The organism is Pseudomonadota bacterium, assembly GCA_039033415.1.
Classification (GTDB): domain Bacteria; phylum Pseudomonadota; class Gammaproteobacteria; order Xanthomonadales; family SZUA-38; genus JANQOZ01.
The window spans coordinates 11869-27105 of record JBCCCR010000017.1; the positions used below are offsets into that span (position 1 = coordinate 11869).

The 15237-nt window shown below is 61.0% G+C and carries 12 protein-coding genes; 8 read left to right on the top strand and 4 right to left on the bottom strand.

The annotated features are described in order from the left end of the window. Positions 1–27 precede the first annotated feature (27 nt). A complete protein-coding gene (locus AAF358_14870) occupies positions 28–3336 on the top strand; it encodes a hypothetical protein (protein MEM7706839.1) in 3309 nt (1102 codons plus the stop codon). A gap of 34 nt (positions 3337–3370) precedes the next feature. Here AAF358_14870 and AAF358_14875 read toward each other — a convergent pair whose 3' ends face one another. Then, a complete protein-coding gene (locus AAF358_14875) occupies positions 3371–4705 on the bottom strand; it encodes a glycoside-pentoside-hexuronide (GPH):cation symporter (GenBank protein MEM7706840.1) in 1335 nt (444 codons plus the stop codon). 121 nt (positions 4706–4826) lie between these two features. On the opposite strand from AAF358_14875, the gene AAF358_14880 reads away from it, so the two are divergent. From AAF358_14880 to AAF358_14900, 5 genes are read left to right on the top strand one after another with little or no spacing between them, the layout of a single operon-like run. After that, positions 4827–6371, top strand: a complete 1545-nt coding sequence (locus AAF358_14880) for an aldehyde dehydrogenase family protein (protein ID MEM7706841.1) — start codon at positions 4827–4829, stop codon at positions 6369–6371. A 4-nt stretch (positions 6372–6375) separates the two neighbouring features. Next, entirely contained in the window at positions 6376–7503 is a 1128-nt protein-coding gene (locus tag AAF358_14885) for a methyltransferase domain-containing protein (protein ID MEM7706842.1), read from the top strand. Next, positions 7500–7790 carry a hypothetical protein gene (locus AAF358_14890; protein MEM7706843.1) on the top strand — a complete coding sequence of 97 codons (291 nt, stop codon included), beginning with the start codon at positions 7500–7502 and terminating at the stop codon, positions 7788–7790. The genes AAF358_14885 and AAF358_14890 overlap by 4 nt, the downstream gene beginning before the upstream one ends. Positions 7791–7800: 10 nt before the next feature. Continuing rightward, positions 7801–8643: an alpha/beta hydrolase gene (locus AAF358_14895; protein MEM7706844.1), complete on the top strand. Its 843-nt coding sequence runs from the start codon at positions 7801–7803 to the stop codon at positions 8641–8643. Between the two features lie 30 nt (positions 8644–8673). Continuing rightward, the gene (locus AAF358_14900) at positions 8674–9618 is read left to right on the top strand and encodes a 3-hydroxyacyl-CoA dehydrogenase (protein MEM7706845.1); all 945 of its coding nucleotides are present in this window, start codon (positions 8674–8676) and stop codon (positions 9616–9618) included. 80 nt (positions 9619–9698) lie between these two features. On the opposite strand, the gene AAF358_14905 is transcribed toward AAF358_14900, so the two are convergent. Beyond that, entirely contained in the window at positions 9699–11120 is a 1422-nt protein-coding gene (locus AAF358_14905) for a S41 family peptidase (GenBank protein ID MEM7706846.1), read from the bottom strand. A 222-nt stretch (positions 11121–11342) separates the two neighbouring features. Here AAF358_14905 and AAF358_14910 point away from each other — a divergent pair, with 222 nt between their 5' ends. Both AAF358_14910 and AAF358_14915 read left to right on the top strand, forming a co-directional pair. Beyond that, a complete protein-coding gene (locus tag AAF358_14910; protein ID MEM7706847.1) occupies positions 11343–12536 on the top strand; it encodes a hypothetical protein in 1194 nt (397 codons plus the stop codon). A gap of 49 nt (positions 12537–12585) precedes the next feature. After that, a complete protein-coding gene (locus tag AAF358_14915) occupies positions 12586–13458 on the top strand; it encodes a hypothetical protein (protein ID MEM7706848.1) in 873 nt (290 codons plus the stop codon). 116 nt (positions 13459–13574) lie between these two features. Here the strand turns inward: AAF358_14915 and AAF358_14920 are convergent, their stop codons facing one another. Both AAF358_14920 and AAF358_14925 read right to left on the bottom strand, forming a co-directional pair. Beyond that, on the bottom strand, positions 13575–14981 hold the full coding sequence (locus tag AAF358_14920; GenBank protein MEM7706849.1) for a serine hydrolase: 1407 nt from the start codon (positions 14979–14981) through the stop codon (positions 13575–13577). Beyond that, entirely contained in the window at positions 14981–15160 is a 180-nt protein-coding gene (locus AAF358_14925; protein MEM7706850.1) for a glutathione S-transferase, read from the bottom strand. Before AAF358_14925 ends, AAF358_14920 begins: the two co-directional genes overlap by 1 nt. Between the last annotated feature and the right edge of the window lie 77 nt (positions 15161–15237).

Below are 15237 nucleotides of genomic sequence, written 5' to 3' on the forward strand. Positions count from 1 at the left end.
GGCATCTGCCGTAGAAAATGGTGGCCCATGATGCTTGTCCGCACGACGGCGCTGCTGACGTTGCTTGGTCTCTGCTGGCTCTGGTGGCGGCCTGAGCCGTCGGCGCCTGGTCCCAGGATCCCTCGCGAGGCACTCGAACTGCCGAAAGCCCACGCCTATGAGCGCGCCCACTTTCACGTACTGAGGCGCCTTCCGGCGGGCGGTGCGGAACTGCCGGCACAGGGTCTAGACCGCGCTCGGGCGGCAGCGGCAAGGCTGCCGAGCGCCAACGCGGCAAAACGCTACGGTCAGCGGTTCAGCGAGAAGGCGGCCGCGGCCTGGGAGTCGCTGGGGCCTGATCGAAAGGGTGGCCGCACGCGACGGATCGTTTTTGACGATCAGCGGCGCATGTATGCCGCCGGCGTATCGGGTGGGGTCTGGCGTTTCGATAACGGTCGCTGGCGCCCGCTTGGAGACCGGCTGAGTAACACGAATGTTGGGGCTTTGGCGGTCGCGTCAACGCCAGGCGCAGATCCGGGGCTGGTGATGTATGCCGGCACCGGTGAGCTGTACCGACGCACCAACCGGCCTTACGCCAGCATGACCGGTTCGGGCATCTTTAAGTCCACCAACGGCGGCGAAGACTGGGTGCAGCTGTCGGCCACCGTCAACGACAACTTTCTCTACGTCAGCGACCTGGTGATTTCACCCGGCAACCCAAACCGGATCTATGCTGCCACCAACACCGGCGTCTGGCGATCGGATAACGGCGGCGCCACGTTTTCGGTATCCCTGTCAACGATGGATGGCGACACCAATCGCTTTGAGGGGTGCACGGACCTGGAGCTGCTCGACTTCGGCGGTGGTGACCGTCTGCTCGCCACCTGTGCGTCCCGTTCAACAGACGATCGCTATTTTCTACCGGGGCTCCTCCCGGACGGCTGCATGGGTCCGTGTGACGCCCGCATTCTCCTGAACGCGGCGGCCGAACAGTCCGACGCCTGGGACGTGGTGCTCACGGAGCCCGGCATGGGAAGAACCTCACTGGCGGCTTTTGCCGGTGACCCCAACGTCGTCTACGCCCTCAGTGCCAGCACGCAGCCGGGTCCGGACAAAACCGGTGACGGCGTCGGCGACTACGACAACGGCCTGCACGGCGTCTTTCGCAGCAACGACGCCGGCGCTACCTGGGAGGCCACCCTGCGAAACACCAGCAGCGACCCGGTGAGTACGTGGATGCTGTCGTTTGCGTGGCAGGCGCGGACCGATGGCAATACGCCATACGGAGCGGGCTGGTACAACCAGGCGATCGCCGTTGACCCGTTCGACCCCGAGGTGGTGTGGGTTGGCGGCATGCAGCTGTATCGATCGGACGACGGCGGACGAGAGTTTGGGCTGACCTCCAACTATTTCGCCGACCGTGACGTGCCCGCGTCGCAGGGGCCTGAGATGCATCCTGATATCCATGCGCTGGTGTTCGACGAGTCCGGTCAACTTTGGGTGGGGAACGACGGCGGTGTCTGGCGCGCTCGCAATCAATCGGCGCCAACCAACCGAACTCGTGATGGCTACCGGACGGTGCTCACCTCGGGCGTGAACTTCGATGCCGAGGTGCGCGACTACACCACCACGCAGTTCTATCACGGCAGCGTGTCCCCGGATGGCCAGCTGGTGCTTGGTGGTATGCAAGACAACGGAACCGATGTTTTCAATCATCCGGAGTTTCCCGACCAGTGGGTGAATTTTTTTGGCGGAGACGGCAGCTACACGGCCTTTAATCCGATTGATGAGTTTCTCTACGTATCCGCTCAGAATGGGTACATCGCGCGGATCGATCGGAGTCTTCAGTACACCGTCCTGGCGGACCGGCTCCGGGAAGAAGCGCTAGACCGCGATGAGTTCATGTTTATCACGCCGTTTGTGCTGAACCCCGACAACCCCTCGACCGTGTTTGTCGGCGGCAAGCGCCTGTTTCGCGGAAATTTTGACGGTCAGATCTGGAACCGTGCCTCATCAACTTTTGGGAACACGTTTTACGATAAGACCAATGCGCTGGCTGCCGCGAGTGGGGGAACAGCGGTCCTGGTTGGCACGGGCAACGCCATTTATCGCATTGCCTCCGGTGACGCGGCCACGCAGGCAACCGTTCCGAATGAGACGGCGCCCCGGCAGGGCTGGGTGTCGTCGCTGACCTTTGACCCAGGTAATCCCGACGTTGCCTACGCTACCTATTCGAATTTCGGCGGCGACCACGTCTTTCGATCGATCGATGGTGGACTGAGTTTCCAGCCGATCGACGGCAGCGGGGCAGGGCGTCTGCCCGACGTACCGGTCCACTCGCTGGCGGTGCATCCCGAGGAGCCCGATTCCCTGTACGTCGGCACCGATCTGGGGGTCTTCTTCACGGCTGACGGCGGTCAGAACTGGCAGGTCGAAGAGACCGGCTTCGGCGGGGCGATTGTTGAGCGGGTGGTGATCAACGAACCGCAGGCGGCCGGTACCGCCTATCTCTTTGCCTTCACCTACGGCCGAGGAGTCTGGCGAGTGCCGCTGAGCGAGGTGGACGGCGCGCCCGGATATACGCTGACCTCTGCGGTGAACGGCCTGTGGTTTGACCCAACGCAGCCGGGCCACGGCATCCAGGTGCAGCTGATCGACGGCGAGGCCGCGCCCCAGCTGCTGGTGACCTGGTACGTTTACGACAACGGTGAGCCGCGCTGGCTCATCGGGACTGGTGAGATCAATCGCGATCGGGCGGTGGTCGACATGACGGTCACCCGGGGCGGCGAATTTGGTGCTGCCTTTGATCCGGCCAACATCGTAAGAGAGCCGTGGGGACAGCTAGAGCTGGTGTTCCGCGATGAGGACTCGCTCTCGCTGCGTTGGCAGTCAGCCTTTGAGCGCGGCCAAAACGGGACGCTGGCCATGGCGCGCCTGAGTCAGCCGAAAGATATCGCGGTGCCCGGCATGCCGGTGTCGCTCTGTTCCACGTCAGTCTATTTCAACGCGGCACAGGACGGGCACGGCATGGTGCTCGAAACGGTGGAGACCAGCGGCGAGCCTGGCATTGCCTGGTCGTGGTTCCACTATCGCAACGGCCGTCAGCTCTGGCTCGTTGGCAGCGGCACTTTTGCCGATGGGATGGTGGAATCCGAAGCGTTTGCCGGCCGGGCGGGGCAGTTTCCGCCGGCCTTCACGGCGGACGCGGCGCTTGTCGAGCGTTGGGGGACCCTGACCTTCGACTTTACCGATGAGCGCGAGTTTGTGGCGAGCTGGAGTCCCGACGACCCGACGCTAGCCCCGGATTCGCTCCGCTTCAGCCAGCTGACCACCCTGGCGCAAAGCGGCTGCAACTGACGGTCGGCGCCGGGAGCGTCCCCTGACCAGTCGATCAGCGCTCGGCTGCCAGCCTGAGCTCCGCCAGCCGTTCTTTGCTGAGGTTGTACTTGAGCAGTATCGGGATGGTTGCGAGGTTTAGGACCGCTGGCAGCAATGATGCACACCACAGGACCGCGGTAATGGCGGACTCGGGCTGCGCCTCTGCGCCCACATTCCCCTTGATCAGCCCGGCGGCGCTCAGCGCCACCCCTACCACCAGCGGCCCGAGAGCGCCTGCGAGCTTTTCGGTGGTAGTAAAGATACCGCTGTAGGCACCGGCGTTGTCTTTACCGCTGGCCAGTCGTCCGTACTCCATGGTGTCAGGCAGCAGGGCCTGGCCGCAAAGCAGGCCGCCCGTGGAACCGACGCCGATCAGCACGGCCCGCGCATAGATCAGCCAGCCGGGCTCCGTCGCGGTCCAAAGCACCCAGGTGGCGATGGCCAGCGCATACAGCGTGACGCAAATGATGTAGGTGTTTCGTTTGCCGATCCGGTCGATCACCGGGCGCCAGAGTGGAATGGAGACCAGTCCTGCGAGCGTAAAAACCAGCAGGTAGTTGCCGATATCGGCGGTGCTGAGCTGCAGCACGAAGCGAAACAGATAGGGGGCGCTGGCGAGCACGCTGGCCAGCGCAGCGAGCTGCAGCAGCTTGACGCCCACCAGCAGGAGGAAAGGGCGATTGCGGAGCAGCAGCTTTAGCCCGTCCGCAAAGCCCGCGGTCTGTTCAGCCGCCGTTGTACCGCCCACGGTGAGCCGGGTGTGGCTGGCCGTTGAGAAAAAAGCGAGGCATCCGGCACCGGCGGCAACCGCCGCGAACACCAGCGCCATGAGCTGATAGCCGGCCTGGCCCTCCCCGCCGAGCGCTACGAGCTTCGGCCCGCCGACCGAGCCGAGCATCACGCCCAGCATCAGAAACAGGACCCGGTACGACATCATTTTTGTTCGCTCGTCGTAATCGCGGGTCATCTCCGCGGGAATCGCCAGGTAGGGCACCGAAAACACGGTGTAGGCGGTGGCGTGAAACAGGAGCGCCAGCACGACAATCGTGACCGTCACGGCTGTGGTGGACAAGGGTTCAATCAGAAAAATCAGCCAAAAGGACAAACCTAGCAAGACACCGCCCGCGAGCAGGTAGGGGCGACGTTTGCCGAGCCGGTGCCGGGTTCGGTCGCTGATCATGCCCATCAGCGGGTCCGAGACCGCGTCGTACAGTTTGGTGATAAAAAACAGCGATCCGGCCAGCGCGGGCTCGAGCCCGACAACCGTGGTGAGATAGAACAGGCCGAACAAGGCCAGCGCGTTGTACACGGTGCCGGTCCCAAAAGATCCCGCACCCCATCCGATCATGCCCCAGTTCAAGCGCGTTTCCCGTCAACCAAGTGGGCGGAACATAGCAGATTTTCACCTCACCTGTATGTGGGTGGATTAAACTATTAACTTATTCAGGAAGCGCGTTCGGGAGTAAGTCATGAATCGGGCACCCGGGAAGCAGGTTCGGTCCGTCGAAGCGGTCAAACAGGAGTACAAGCTGACGTTGCCGAAAGTTGTCACAGGGTTCGTTGACGGCGAGAGCCTGCCTGCCCATGGCGACTTTCAACTGACGGCCATTTGCCCGGCGACCGAAACCCCGCTCTACGAGCTGGATGAGAGCAGCGCAGCGGATGTCGACAGGGCCGTTCGGGCTGCCCGAGCGGCCTTTGATGGCACCGCCTGGCCGACGCTCCCGCACAGCCAGCGCAAGGGAGTGCTGCGGCGGATCTGTGACGTCATCGAAAAGCACCAGGAAGAGCTTGCCGTGATCCAGGCCCTGGAAGTCGGCCTGCCGCTGAGCGGTATCCACGCCATGCACATGCCCCGCACGATCGAAAACTTCGATTTTTTCTCCGAGGTGGCGGGAACTCTGGCCGGGGAAAGCTTCACACAGACCGGCAACTATCTCTCGGTCGTCACTCACGAACCGGCGGGCGTGGCTGCGCTGCTGACGCCCTGGAATGCCCCGCTGGTCCTGGTGTCGATGAAGCTGGCGGCGGCACTCAGCCTCGGTAATACCGTGGTGCTCAAACCTTCCGAATACTGCCCGTACTCACTCCGTCGGTTTGTCGAGGTGCTGCACGAGGCCGACCTGCCGCCCGGCGTTGTCAACCTGGTGAACGGCCGAGGGCCCGTCACTGGCGATGCGCTGGTACGCCACCCCGGCGTCGACGTCGTCGGTTTTGTGGGCGGCACCGAAACAGGCAAGGTCATCATGGCCAGTGCTGCACAAAGCCTCAAAAAGGTCGGCATGGAGCTGGGCGGAAAGTCCGCCAACATCGTGACCGACTCGGCAAACCTCGAGACGGCCATCGACGGCTCGCTGCTGGCGATCCTGGCCGGCAACGGATCACAGTGTCTGGCCGGTTCCCGAATCCTACTCCAGCGAGGGATCGCTAATGAGTTTGTCGAAAAATTCACCGGCCGCCTGGCTAATATCCGCGTCGGCGACCCGTTTGATCCGCAGACCGAAGTCGGAGCGATGGCGTTTGCCGCGCACTACCAGCGTGTCCTGTCGTACGTCGACGTGGCGCGGGAGGAAGGTGGCGAAGTGCTGGTCGGCGGTAAACCCGCCCCCGGCTTCGAAGCCGGGTATTTTATGGAGCCCACCGCGGTCATGGCGAGCAGCAATCAGACCCGGGTTTGTCAGGAAGAGATCTTTGGCCCCTTTGCGTCACTGCTGACATTCGACACGTTGGATGAGGCGGTGGCGATGGCTAATGAGTCAGACTTCGGGCTTGTCAGCTACCTGTGGTCAGACGACCTGCCGACAGTGATGCGCGCAAGCCGGCAGATTAAGGCCGGGACCGTATGGGTCAACACGCCGCTGACTCGAGATCTGCGCGCCCCCTTCGGCGGCTACAAGCAGTCGGGTGTCGGTCGCGACGGCCTTCGCGCTTCCGTGGAGCTGCTGACGGAAGAAAAAACCATGATGATCCCCAACGAGCCGCTGTCGCTGCCGAAGCTGGGGCAGGGAGATTGAGTACATGAGCGACAACTTCACGCAAATCTACCAACCGAATCAGGATGAGGCCGCACGGCAGGCGTTCGTTGGCGCGCTAAAGCGGCAGATCAACGCCAATCTTGAGCGGCGGCTTACCCAGCGCTACGACGAGGTGTGCGCGCCAAGCTTCGAGCAGCACCATGGGCATACACCCACGAACCGCGACGAGGCGACGCAGGCATTGAAGAGCGACCCGCTTTTTCAGATGTGGGGTTCGTTGACCTATACCTCGCAGGACCTGATGTGGGAGACCGTCGGCGATACCGTCGATCGGACGGTCGCCCGCCTGGAAACCCGGGCTGCGGAGCTGGAGCAGGGTGAGTCAGTCGGCACGCTGGCACTAAACCCCGAACTGGAAATGCCCGAGCCGATCGGCAGTACGGAAATCCATCGCCAGCCCGGGGGCTACTTTTTCGCTGGCGGCAATCTGACGGCCGCCGCTCTCTATGCCGGCACGCTGATGCTTTACACGTCAGCGAAGGGCTTCTCCAGCAGCGCCGACTCACCGTTTTCTTTTGTCGGTCAGGGCGTGGCCAAAATGGTTGAGCCGATGCTGGAGGGCAAGAAGCCGCTCCGTATTCTCGACATGGGGTGCGGGCCTGGGACGGTGACGTTTGGCCTGAAGCAGTACTTCCCCGAGGCGGAAGTTTACGGCGTCGACCTTTCTGCGTCGTTCGTGCGGTTTGCCCATCTCTGGGCTGAGGAAGCTCGCGTGCCGATTCACTACCGGCAGGCGGACGCCGCCGAAACGGGCCTGGAAGCAGGGACGTTCGACCTGATTGTTTCCCAGATCATGTTTCATGAAACGTGGCACGACAAGGCGCCCGCGATCTTTGCTGAAGCCAAGCGACTTTTGGCGCCTGGCGGCATGATGGTCAATATCGATGTTCCCTACCAGCCCGAGCGTATCAGCCTGGTCGAGCAGGTGACCAACAGCTGGCAGGTCGAAAATAACGGCGAGCCCTTCTGGACCGGTTTTGCAGACAGCAGCGTCATAAAGATGATGCAAAAAGGCGGTTTTGCGGAGGAGGAGTGTTTCGCCCGCTATGTCGCTGCGGGTCCATCGCGCGACTACTACGTGTTTGGCGCACGCCCGGGGGCAGCGGCATGAGCGACTCGGCTTCCGTCAGCGAGCTTTTGCTGAAACCCCAGCGCGGCAAACCTGGCTTTGTCAGCGAGGTCGGCGCTGATCAACTCGTCGATGTGGTGATGCGCCTGGCCATGGAAATCTCCGCGCTTCGCGATCGGCTAGACGTTCATGAGGCGCTGGCGGAAAAGCACGGCTTTGGCGGACCGCAAGTCATCGACAGCTTTGAGCTCGATGACGCCACCCGTGACCGCCAGGCGGCCCGTCGAGAACGGTGGGTTCAGCGCGTTATCCATGACCTGACCACCTGAGCACGTCGACGTGACCACGCATTCCCCCTCAAACCCCGGCCGGCGCCAGGCCCTGGCGGTCGGTAGTGCAGCGCTGGCCGGCGCGGGCCTGCCGGCGGTCCATGCGACGGGTAAGTCCTACACCTTTGTTCTGGTGCCGGGGACGTGGCACGGCGGCTGGGTCTGGCAGCCGACAGCACGCGAGCTGCGGCGCCGTGGCCATCGAGCCTATGCGGTCACATGCACCGGGGTTGGCGAGCGAAGCCATCTGATGAGCCCCGATATCGGTCTCGAAACGCATGTGCAGGACGTCGCCAACGTTCTGCGTTTTGAGGAGCTCGAGAACGTGGTTCTCGTCGGCCATTCGTTTGCCGGCCTTACCGTGACTGGCGTGGCAGACGCCATGGGTGATCGTATCGCCCGAATCGTTTTCTACGACGCGTTTGTGCCGACTCGAGAGCGTCCGGCCTGGGTCATGCGGGACGAGGCGGGCAACTGGCCGGAATGGTGGGTCGACCGCCAGTCGCGTTTTGTCGACGGTTATCAAATGGCCTTCGACAAAGAATATCCCATCGAAATGCTGCTGGATCCCAAGACTCACCCGCAGCTGGCTCAAAGCGTCGCGTCGCGACTGACCAACCATCCCTCGCGCCAGTGGACCGAGCCGGTGTCGTTCAGCAACGGAGGCTGGGAGTCGTTCCCATGCGCCTACATCCACTGCGTCGGCCAGAAGTACCGGCAGTCGAGTGCCGCCATGTGGCAGCCCGCGAGAGATCAGCAGTGGCCGTTTATTGAGCTGGACGGTCCGCGACTCGCCATGCTGACCCAGTCTGCGCAGGTTTCTGACGTACTCGAAAACCTTGCGGCAGGCTGATCCTTCACTCTTGAGGCTGACGACAAGGCCATGACTGACTCCGCCTCCACCCGTTTTGCGTGCGTTGGTGGCGGCAATGTCGGGCGCGCCTGGGCCATTGTGTTTGCCCGCGCGGGCTTCCAGGTGTCGCTCTACGATGCTGACGAGGAAGGGCTATCGGTCCGATCCATGCCGGCGATTCAACGCAGCCTTCGGGACCTCGAGGAAGCAGGCCTCCTGTCAGACGCCGAGGCGGTTCTGACGCGGATTCACGTTGAGCCGTCCCTCGCCGAGGCGGTGGCCAACGCCAGCTACGTTCAGGAAAGCATCTCGGAAAACCTGACGGCCAAGCGGGCGCTGTTTCGCGAGCTCGGTGAGCTTGCGCCATGGGACGCAATCCTGGCGAGCTCCACCTCAGCGATTCCCGGATCCCGGTTCATGGAGACGTTGCGCGAACCGGGGCGCTGTCTAATTGTTCACCCGGTCAATCCGCCGTACCTGATTCCGCTGGTCGAGCTTTGTCCGACACCGTGGACCGATCCTGAGATTCTTGATCGGTGCCGCGAGCTCATGACCACCCTGGGCCAGCGGCCCATTACAGTTCAGCGAGAGATTCCCGGCTTTGTGCTCAATCGACTCCAGTTTACGCTGCTCACCGAAGCGCTCCACCTGGTGGGGGAGGGGTATTGCACCCCCGAAGACCTGGACCACGTGCTCACCGACGGCCTCGCCATGCGGTGGGCGTTTCTCGGGCCTTTTGGGGTAGGGCACCTCAACGCAACCCAGGGCTTTCAAGGCTACATGGACAACCTGGGCCCCATGATGCGCGAGCTGGCGGCAGACGCTCGAATGGACTATCCGTGGGACGAAACGCTGGTGGCTAAGATCCACGACTCGCTGGGTGACCATTGCCCGGTGGATGAAGTGCCAGAGCGTCAGGCGTGGCGCGACCGAGAGATTATGGCGTTGCGTCGACATCGCAAATCACGCGAGTAGAGTGAGGGAGTCGGTCAGCGTTACCCAGACTTTGTCTGCGGACTTTGCGTGAAAATGATTTTGCGGAAATTAGCGCTCCGTCACTCTGACTGGTCCGCGGCAAGTTTGGCGATTGCGTCCCGATAGCTGCCAAACAGATCCTGATCAGAGAAAAGCTCAACGGAGCGCTGCGGCGGAACGCCGATGCCCTCGTAGAGCTGTCCTTCAGCATCCTTTACGGTCTGGTAGGAGATTGTCACGCGAAAACCTCGCGGCAAAGGTTTGGGTAGCAGTCCAGACAGGGCGCCGCGGGTTGAGCTGCCAACGTGCTCGACCTTGGGTAGAGCTCTCATCATCAACACAAATGCTTCCGCCGCGCTCGCGGTGATTTCGCTTGTCACAAGAACAATCTTCTGCTGGTCAAACACACTGGCCGGAGAGAGTCGTATGATCCGGGGTTTCGATCCGGGCGCGCTGTATTCCATCACGTCGCGGGGATCGTTCATGAAGGCGGCGACTGCGGTCATAGCCGCCGCATCATTGCCGCCGCCGTTGTGGGACACATCGACAATCATCCGGCGAGTGCTCTGCAGACTGTCGCCTGCCCGCGTGAGCGCGCCGCGGAACGTCGCGAGCTGGTTTTGACGAGACTCTGGGTCTACCGTAAAGCTCGAGAACCGATTGATGCGAACGTAGCCCATGTCTTTTCCGATGATGCCCCATTCAAGGGCACCGTTGGCGCCGCTGGCATAGGTGCCAGGGTCAATCAGCTCGACAATGGACCGCTGGACCGAGCTGGCCCAATTCCCCACAAACGCACCCTCCGAGAGCTGCTGGTCGCCGCGCTCCCAGATCTGCCGTAGCCGTGTCCTGAGTCGCGGGCGGCCGGCGTTAAAGTGTTTATCGCGCCACGTCAGATTGACGTGGCTATCATTGAGCTCGCCGAGCATCTCAACAAGAAGATCAAAAAGCTCGCTGTCGGTCTTAAGCTGGGCCGCCCGCGGACGGTAGCGTGCTCGGGCGGCCGCCCAGTCGACTCCGCGCTCGTCAAAGAAGCCGTAGTACCGGTCGAACAGCAACCAGGCGGTATCGAAAACGTCTAGCAACTCTGCGCTTTCTACCTCCGACAAACGCTGGCAGGGCTCGGGGAGATCGGCTAAGCGAACGTATTCGAGGTGGTTCTGTAGCAGCGCCGGATGATTGCGGTAGTCGTAGTAAGAAAACTGTGTTTTGTCAGCTGCAGCGGCGTGCCGGTAGATCGAGAATGGCGGGATCACGCCGGTATCTGCGATGCAATACTGATCAAGCTGGTGGAAAAGCGTTACCTCATCATTGGCGAATACGGCAACGTGACCCAGCACGTTATTGCGCCAAATTCCGGTAAGGTGCTGCTTTGCCTCCTTTGAGGTAACGCTCTGCCATTCTCGAAACTGCTCGAGATTTTCTTCGCCGCTGCAGCTCACGAGGAGGCCTAGAGTGAACGTTAGGGCGGCCTGGCTGACTTTCTGCTTCGTTGCTAGCACTTTGGTGGATCTCTCCATGTAACCCGTATTTGAGATTTTGAGTCGAAATATCTCGAGCCTTACTGCTAATTCCATGCTCTTTTGATGTAACGACGTGCGAGAAGAGGTTTTGTCACTCGCTGATTATCGAGCCCGAGTTTTTCTTCTTGACCGGCGACGAAAGGCTTTGCACGGCATGGCGGTATGATATCGAGGGTACCGCGCTAACGAGGAACCGACGGAATGAATGCTTTTCAGCGCTGCTCGCAGCTCGCACTGTTCGGCGTCTTAGCGGTGGTTGGAGGTTGCGGAACGGGTTTCGGTGACAATTCAGAGGCCACCATCAACCTGCTGCGACAACACTTTGGCGCGGACACGGCGCTTGAGGAAACCGGCTGGAAGCTGCGGGACATCAGCGGCGCTGGTGACCGCTTCGTGGTGGTGCTGGACTTCCCGCCGGCCGGCAGCGGGTCGCGAAGCGCCCCCGTGTTCACCGAACTGGTTGCGCTGTGCCCGGTCACTTCCTCGGACGCCTACTGGACGAACAAGCATGCTCAACCCTTTTCGCTCTTTATCTCGAGATCTGGGAAGAAGGGCGCCGAGGCGATGGCGTTTTGCACACGAAGTTTCGACTATGACGCCTACCGGCGATTGACCGACCCCCGTTCAATCGCCCGGGAACCGCTGACGAATCTCCCGCCCGCTGACGCCGACCCTGAATCACTGAATCGAATGGTCGAGCAGGGCAGCCCAAGCTTTGCTGAAGCTCAGCGTGCGCTAATGGACGACGATACGGGCCGCCTGCAGGACATCCTTTTTGCGCGGCAGGAGCTGGTTGAGGCGTATACGGGAGGAGGGCGGACGCTCCTGTTCGACGCGGACTCGGCGTCTGAGGTTAAGGTGCTGATCGCCTTCGGCGCGAACCCGAATGTTGCCGACAGCGACGGTGTCCCGCTGCTCGAATGGCATGCCCAGCTCGGCGAGAATCGGCTGGCCGTCCTGCGCCAGCTGATTGAGATGGGTGCTGCGGCCAGGCACGTCAGGCCGGAATATGCGGGTACACCTGAGGTTGCGCTGCTGTTGCTGGACAATGGCGCGGAAGCCACGGGGGATTCGTTACTCGAAGCCATTCGCGCCGGTATGCCGGGTGTGCCGCAGGTGCTTTATGATCGCGGTGCCCGCCTCGACCAGGCACCCAATCAGGCAGACGTGCTCCATTCGCTGGTGCGTTCGTCCAATCTTTACACCGAGGCGCAGCTGCCCGGATGGTTGAATCGGCTTGAACGTTTTGTCGCGTTAGGGGGTGATATCAATCTGCCGGATGGGAGTGGTGTGGGCGTGCTTTCGGTTGCCACGCAAACGGAACCCTGGCACGGAAAGGATGCCTTGATCGAGCGTCTGGTTGAGCTCGGCGCCGAAGCGCAGCTTGAACGATGAAGACCGGCCAGCGAGAAATGATCAAGCTGACTTTTCCAAAGGACACCCTATGATTCGTCGCGGCGTTATCGTGGCATCGCTGCTGGGTGCAGCGATAGCTGCCGCTTGGGGGTTACCAGACTTTGCTGAAGCGGCGGACCGCCCAAAGACGGTCCTGGGCCAAAAACCCCCTGGGTTGATACCCGTTCAGTTTGCCCCGGGCCATGTTGGGACGGACCACCTGGAGGTGATGGGCGCGTTGCATCCGGACATGACGGAATTTTTCTTCGTCAGGCAGGTGCTGGGCGAACCGTCCAAACACTGGTCGATTCGTCTCAAGGAAGGCCGTTGGCAGGATCCCGTGGAGCAAACACATGATGAGGCTGTCTTTGTTTCGCGTGACGGTCAGACAATGTTCCTGGGCAATCGGGTTCGACAGCAAACGGCCAACGGCTGGTCTGCACCCAAAAGCCTGGGGCCGATGTTTGAGCCATATTCCATCATGCGGCTGACGTCGTCGGCGTCCCAAACCTACGTGTTTGATGAGGCTGACGACGTGGGCACCATCAGGTTCTCGCGGATTGTGAACGGCCAGCGGCAAAGACCGGAAGTTTTTGGATCGCACATCAACAGCGGTAGGTTCACGGCGCACCCATTTATTGCGCCCGATGAGAGCTACCTGATCTGGGACAGCGAACGCGCTGTTGGCTACGGCGGTTCGGATCTTTACGTGAGCTTTCGTGAACCTGACGGCTCCTGGGGTGATGCCATCAATCTTGGCGGTGACGTCAACTCGTCGGATGAAGACGCCTTTGGAAGCGTCACGTCTGATGGGCGGTTCTTCTTTTTCCATCGGGTAAAGCTTGATCGTGAAAACCCCGAGAACAGCACTGCCAATATCTTTTGGGTCGACGCACGGGTGATTCACGCGCTGAGGCCTTAACAGGTCTATCACTCTGTTACCCTCCAATGTACAGATCTATGCGCATAATGTATATTATGTTAAATAGCGTAACTGCCGGTTAGAGCGGGACCCGAGAAAAACCCAGAAAACATGACTTAGTGAGCGCCCTCTGCTCCTGCAGGCGTGGCTTGGATCTTCTCAATCATGGCGGTGGCATGAACGTTGCCCGGGTCGAGCTCCAGGACTTTACGGTATTGCGCCAATGCTCCAGCGACGTCTCCCGAGGCCAGCAGCGCCTCGCCCAGGCTATCGTGAGTGTTTGGCGAGCTCGGAAACAGCTCCACGTTCAGTGAAAACACCGCAATCGCATCGCTCATGTCGTCGCGCTCTGTGAGCGCATAGCCAATCGTGTTCAGGAGCACTTCGCTTTCCGACAGGTCGAAGCGTTCTCCTTGCCTTGCTGCATAACGATAGTTGGCCACCACCTCAGCGCCGGTAGCCGTCTCATAATCGGCCAGCGCCACCAGAAGCGGTGTTTTGGGCGTTTTACCCGTATAAATCTCCTCAATGAGCATGCGGGCGAGCGTAATCGTCAGCTCGTTATTCTGCGTATCGTCGGTGCACACCATCACCCCAATCTTCTGATCGGGCGCATAGCGGATATTCGCGCGAGCGCCGCCGCCACGATGACCCAATGTCAGCACACCGTTTCGGCGATCGATGATATTCCCCAGGCTGTAGTTGCCAAATGCGTGGCGCTCATCGAGCAGCAACATCTTCCAATAGCCTGCACCGATAACGGTCGCGCTGTTGATTCCCAAGAATAAGCGGGCCATATCGTCGGCGGTGGTTTGATAGCCGCCTGCGCTGAGGATCAGCCTTGGCTGGGATTCATCAGACAGTGCAGGGTGGGTGGTCTTTGTCATGCCAGCTGGATCGGTCACGTAGCGTTTAATGAGGACATCAAATCCCTCCCCTAGCCGCTGGCTCAAAATCCATTCGCCCACCGCATAACCCGATTGTCGGTAACGAGAAAACTCGCCCGGCTGATAGTCCAGCGGCGCACCTTTGACCAGCCGATAGATCGTTTCATTGCTGGCGTTCGGGTCAGAAAGGAGATCCCCAAAGGCTGGCTTGTTAACCACCATCGTGATGCCAGAGGTATGGTTCAACAGTCTATAGAACGGTATGTCGCTCCAGTCGGCAGGGGCATCTTCCAGCAGGTCGTCCAGCGGGGCATCCAGATCGAGACGCCCTGCCCTGGCAAGGTTGGCATAAGTGAGCGAAGCCAGCACTTTGGTGGCGGAGTAAAGGCCGCAGGAAGAACTAGACGTGTATGGGTCACCATTGGACATTTCGCCGAAGCCTCTGGCGACGAGGATGTGGTCCCTGGACACTGCCGACACGGCCAGGCCGTCCACCCGGAAGGATTCCATGAGGCTGGGTATCTGCTTGACCGTCGCCAGCTCCGACGCGACGGATTCACCGCTGAGGAGGATGGCAATCGTCAGCCAGAGGCCCGCCAAGACGGCCGCGTGCGGTCTTGTTCCGATCGGCGACATCACGACTCTTCGCGGCACTGCTCGAAGTGTTTGATGGCTTTCTCGAACTTGTCGCGACAGCCGGGATTGCAAAAGCCCACCACGTCGCCGTGGAGTAGTGTCAGCGAATCCGCTGAGACGGGATCGCCAGACCAGGGGCAAACCTGATTAACGCAGTCTTTGAGCTTGAGCTTTTCCATTCAGAGACTCCTTTGAAGCCGGGGTGGTTGGCCTCGGTTAAAACGGCACTGCCGTCGTTCCATGAGGTGAGCGACGC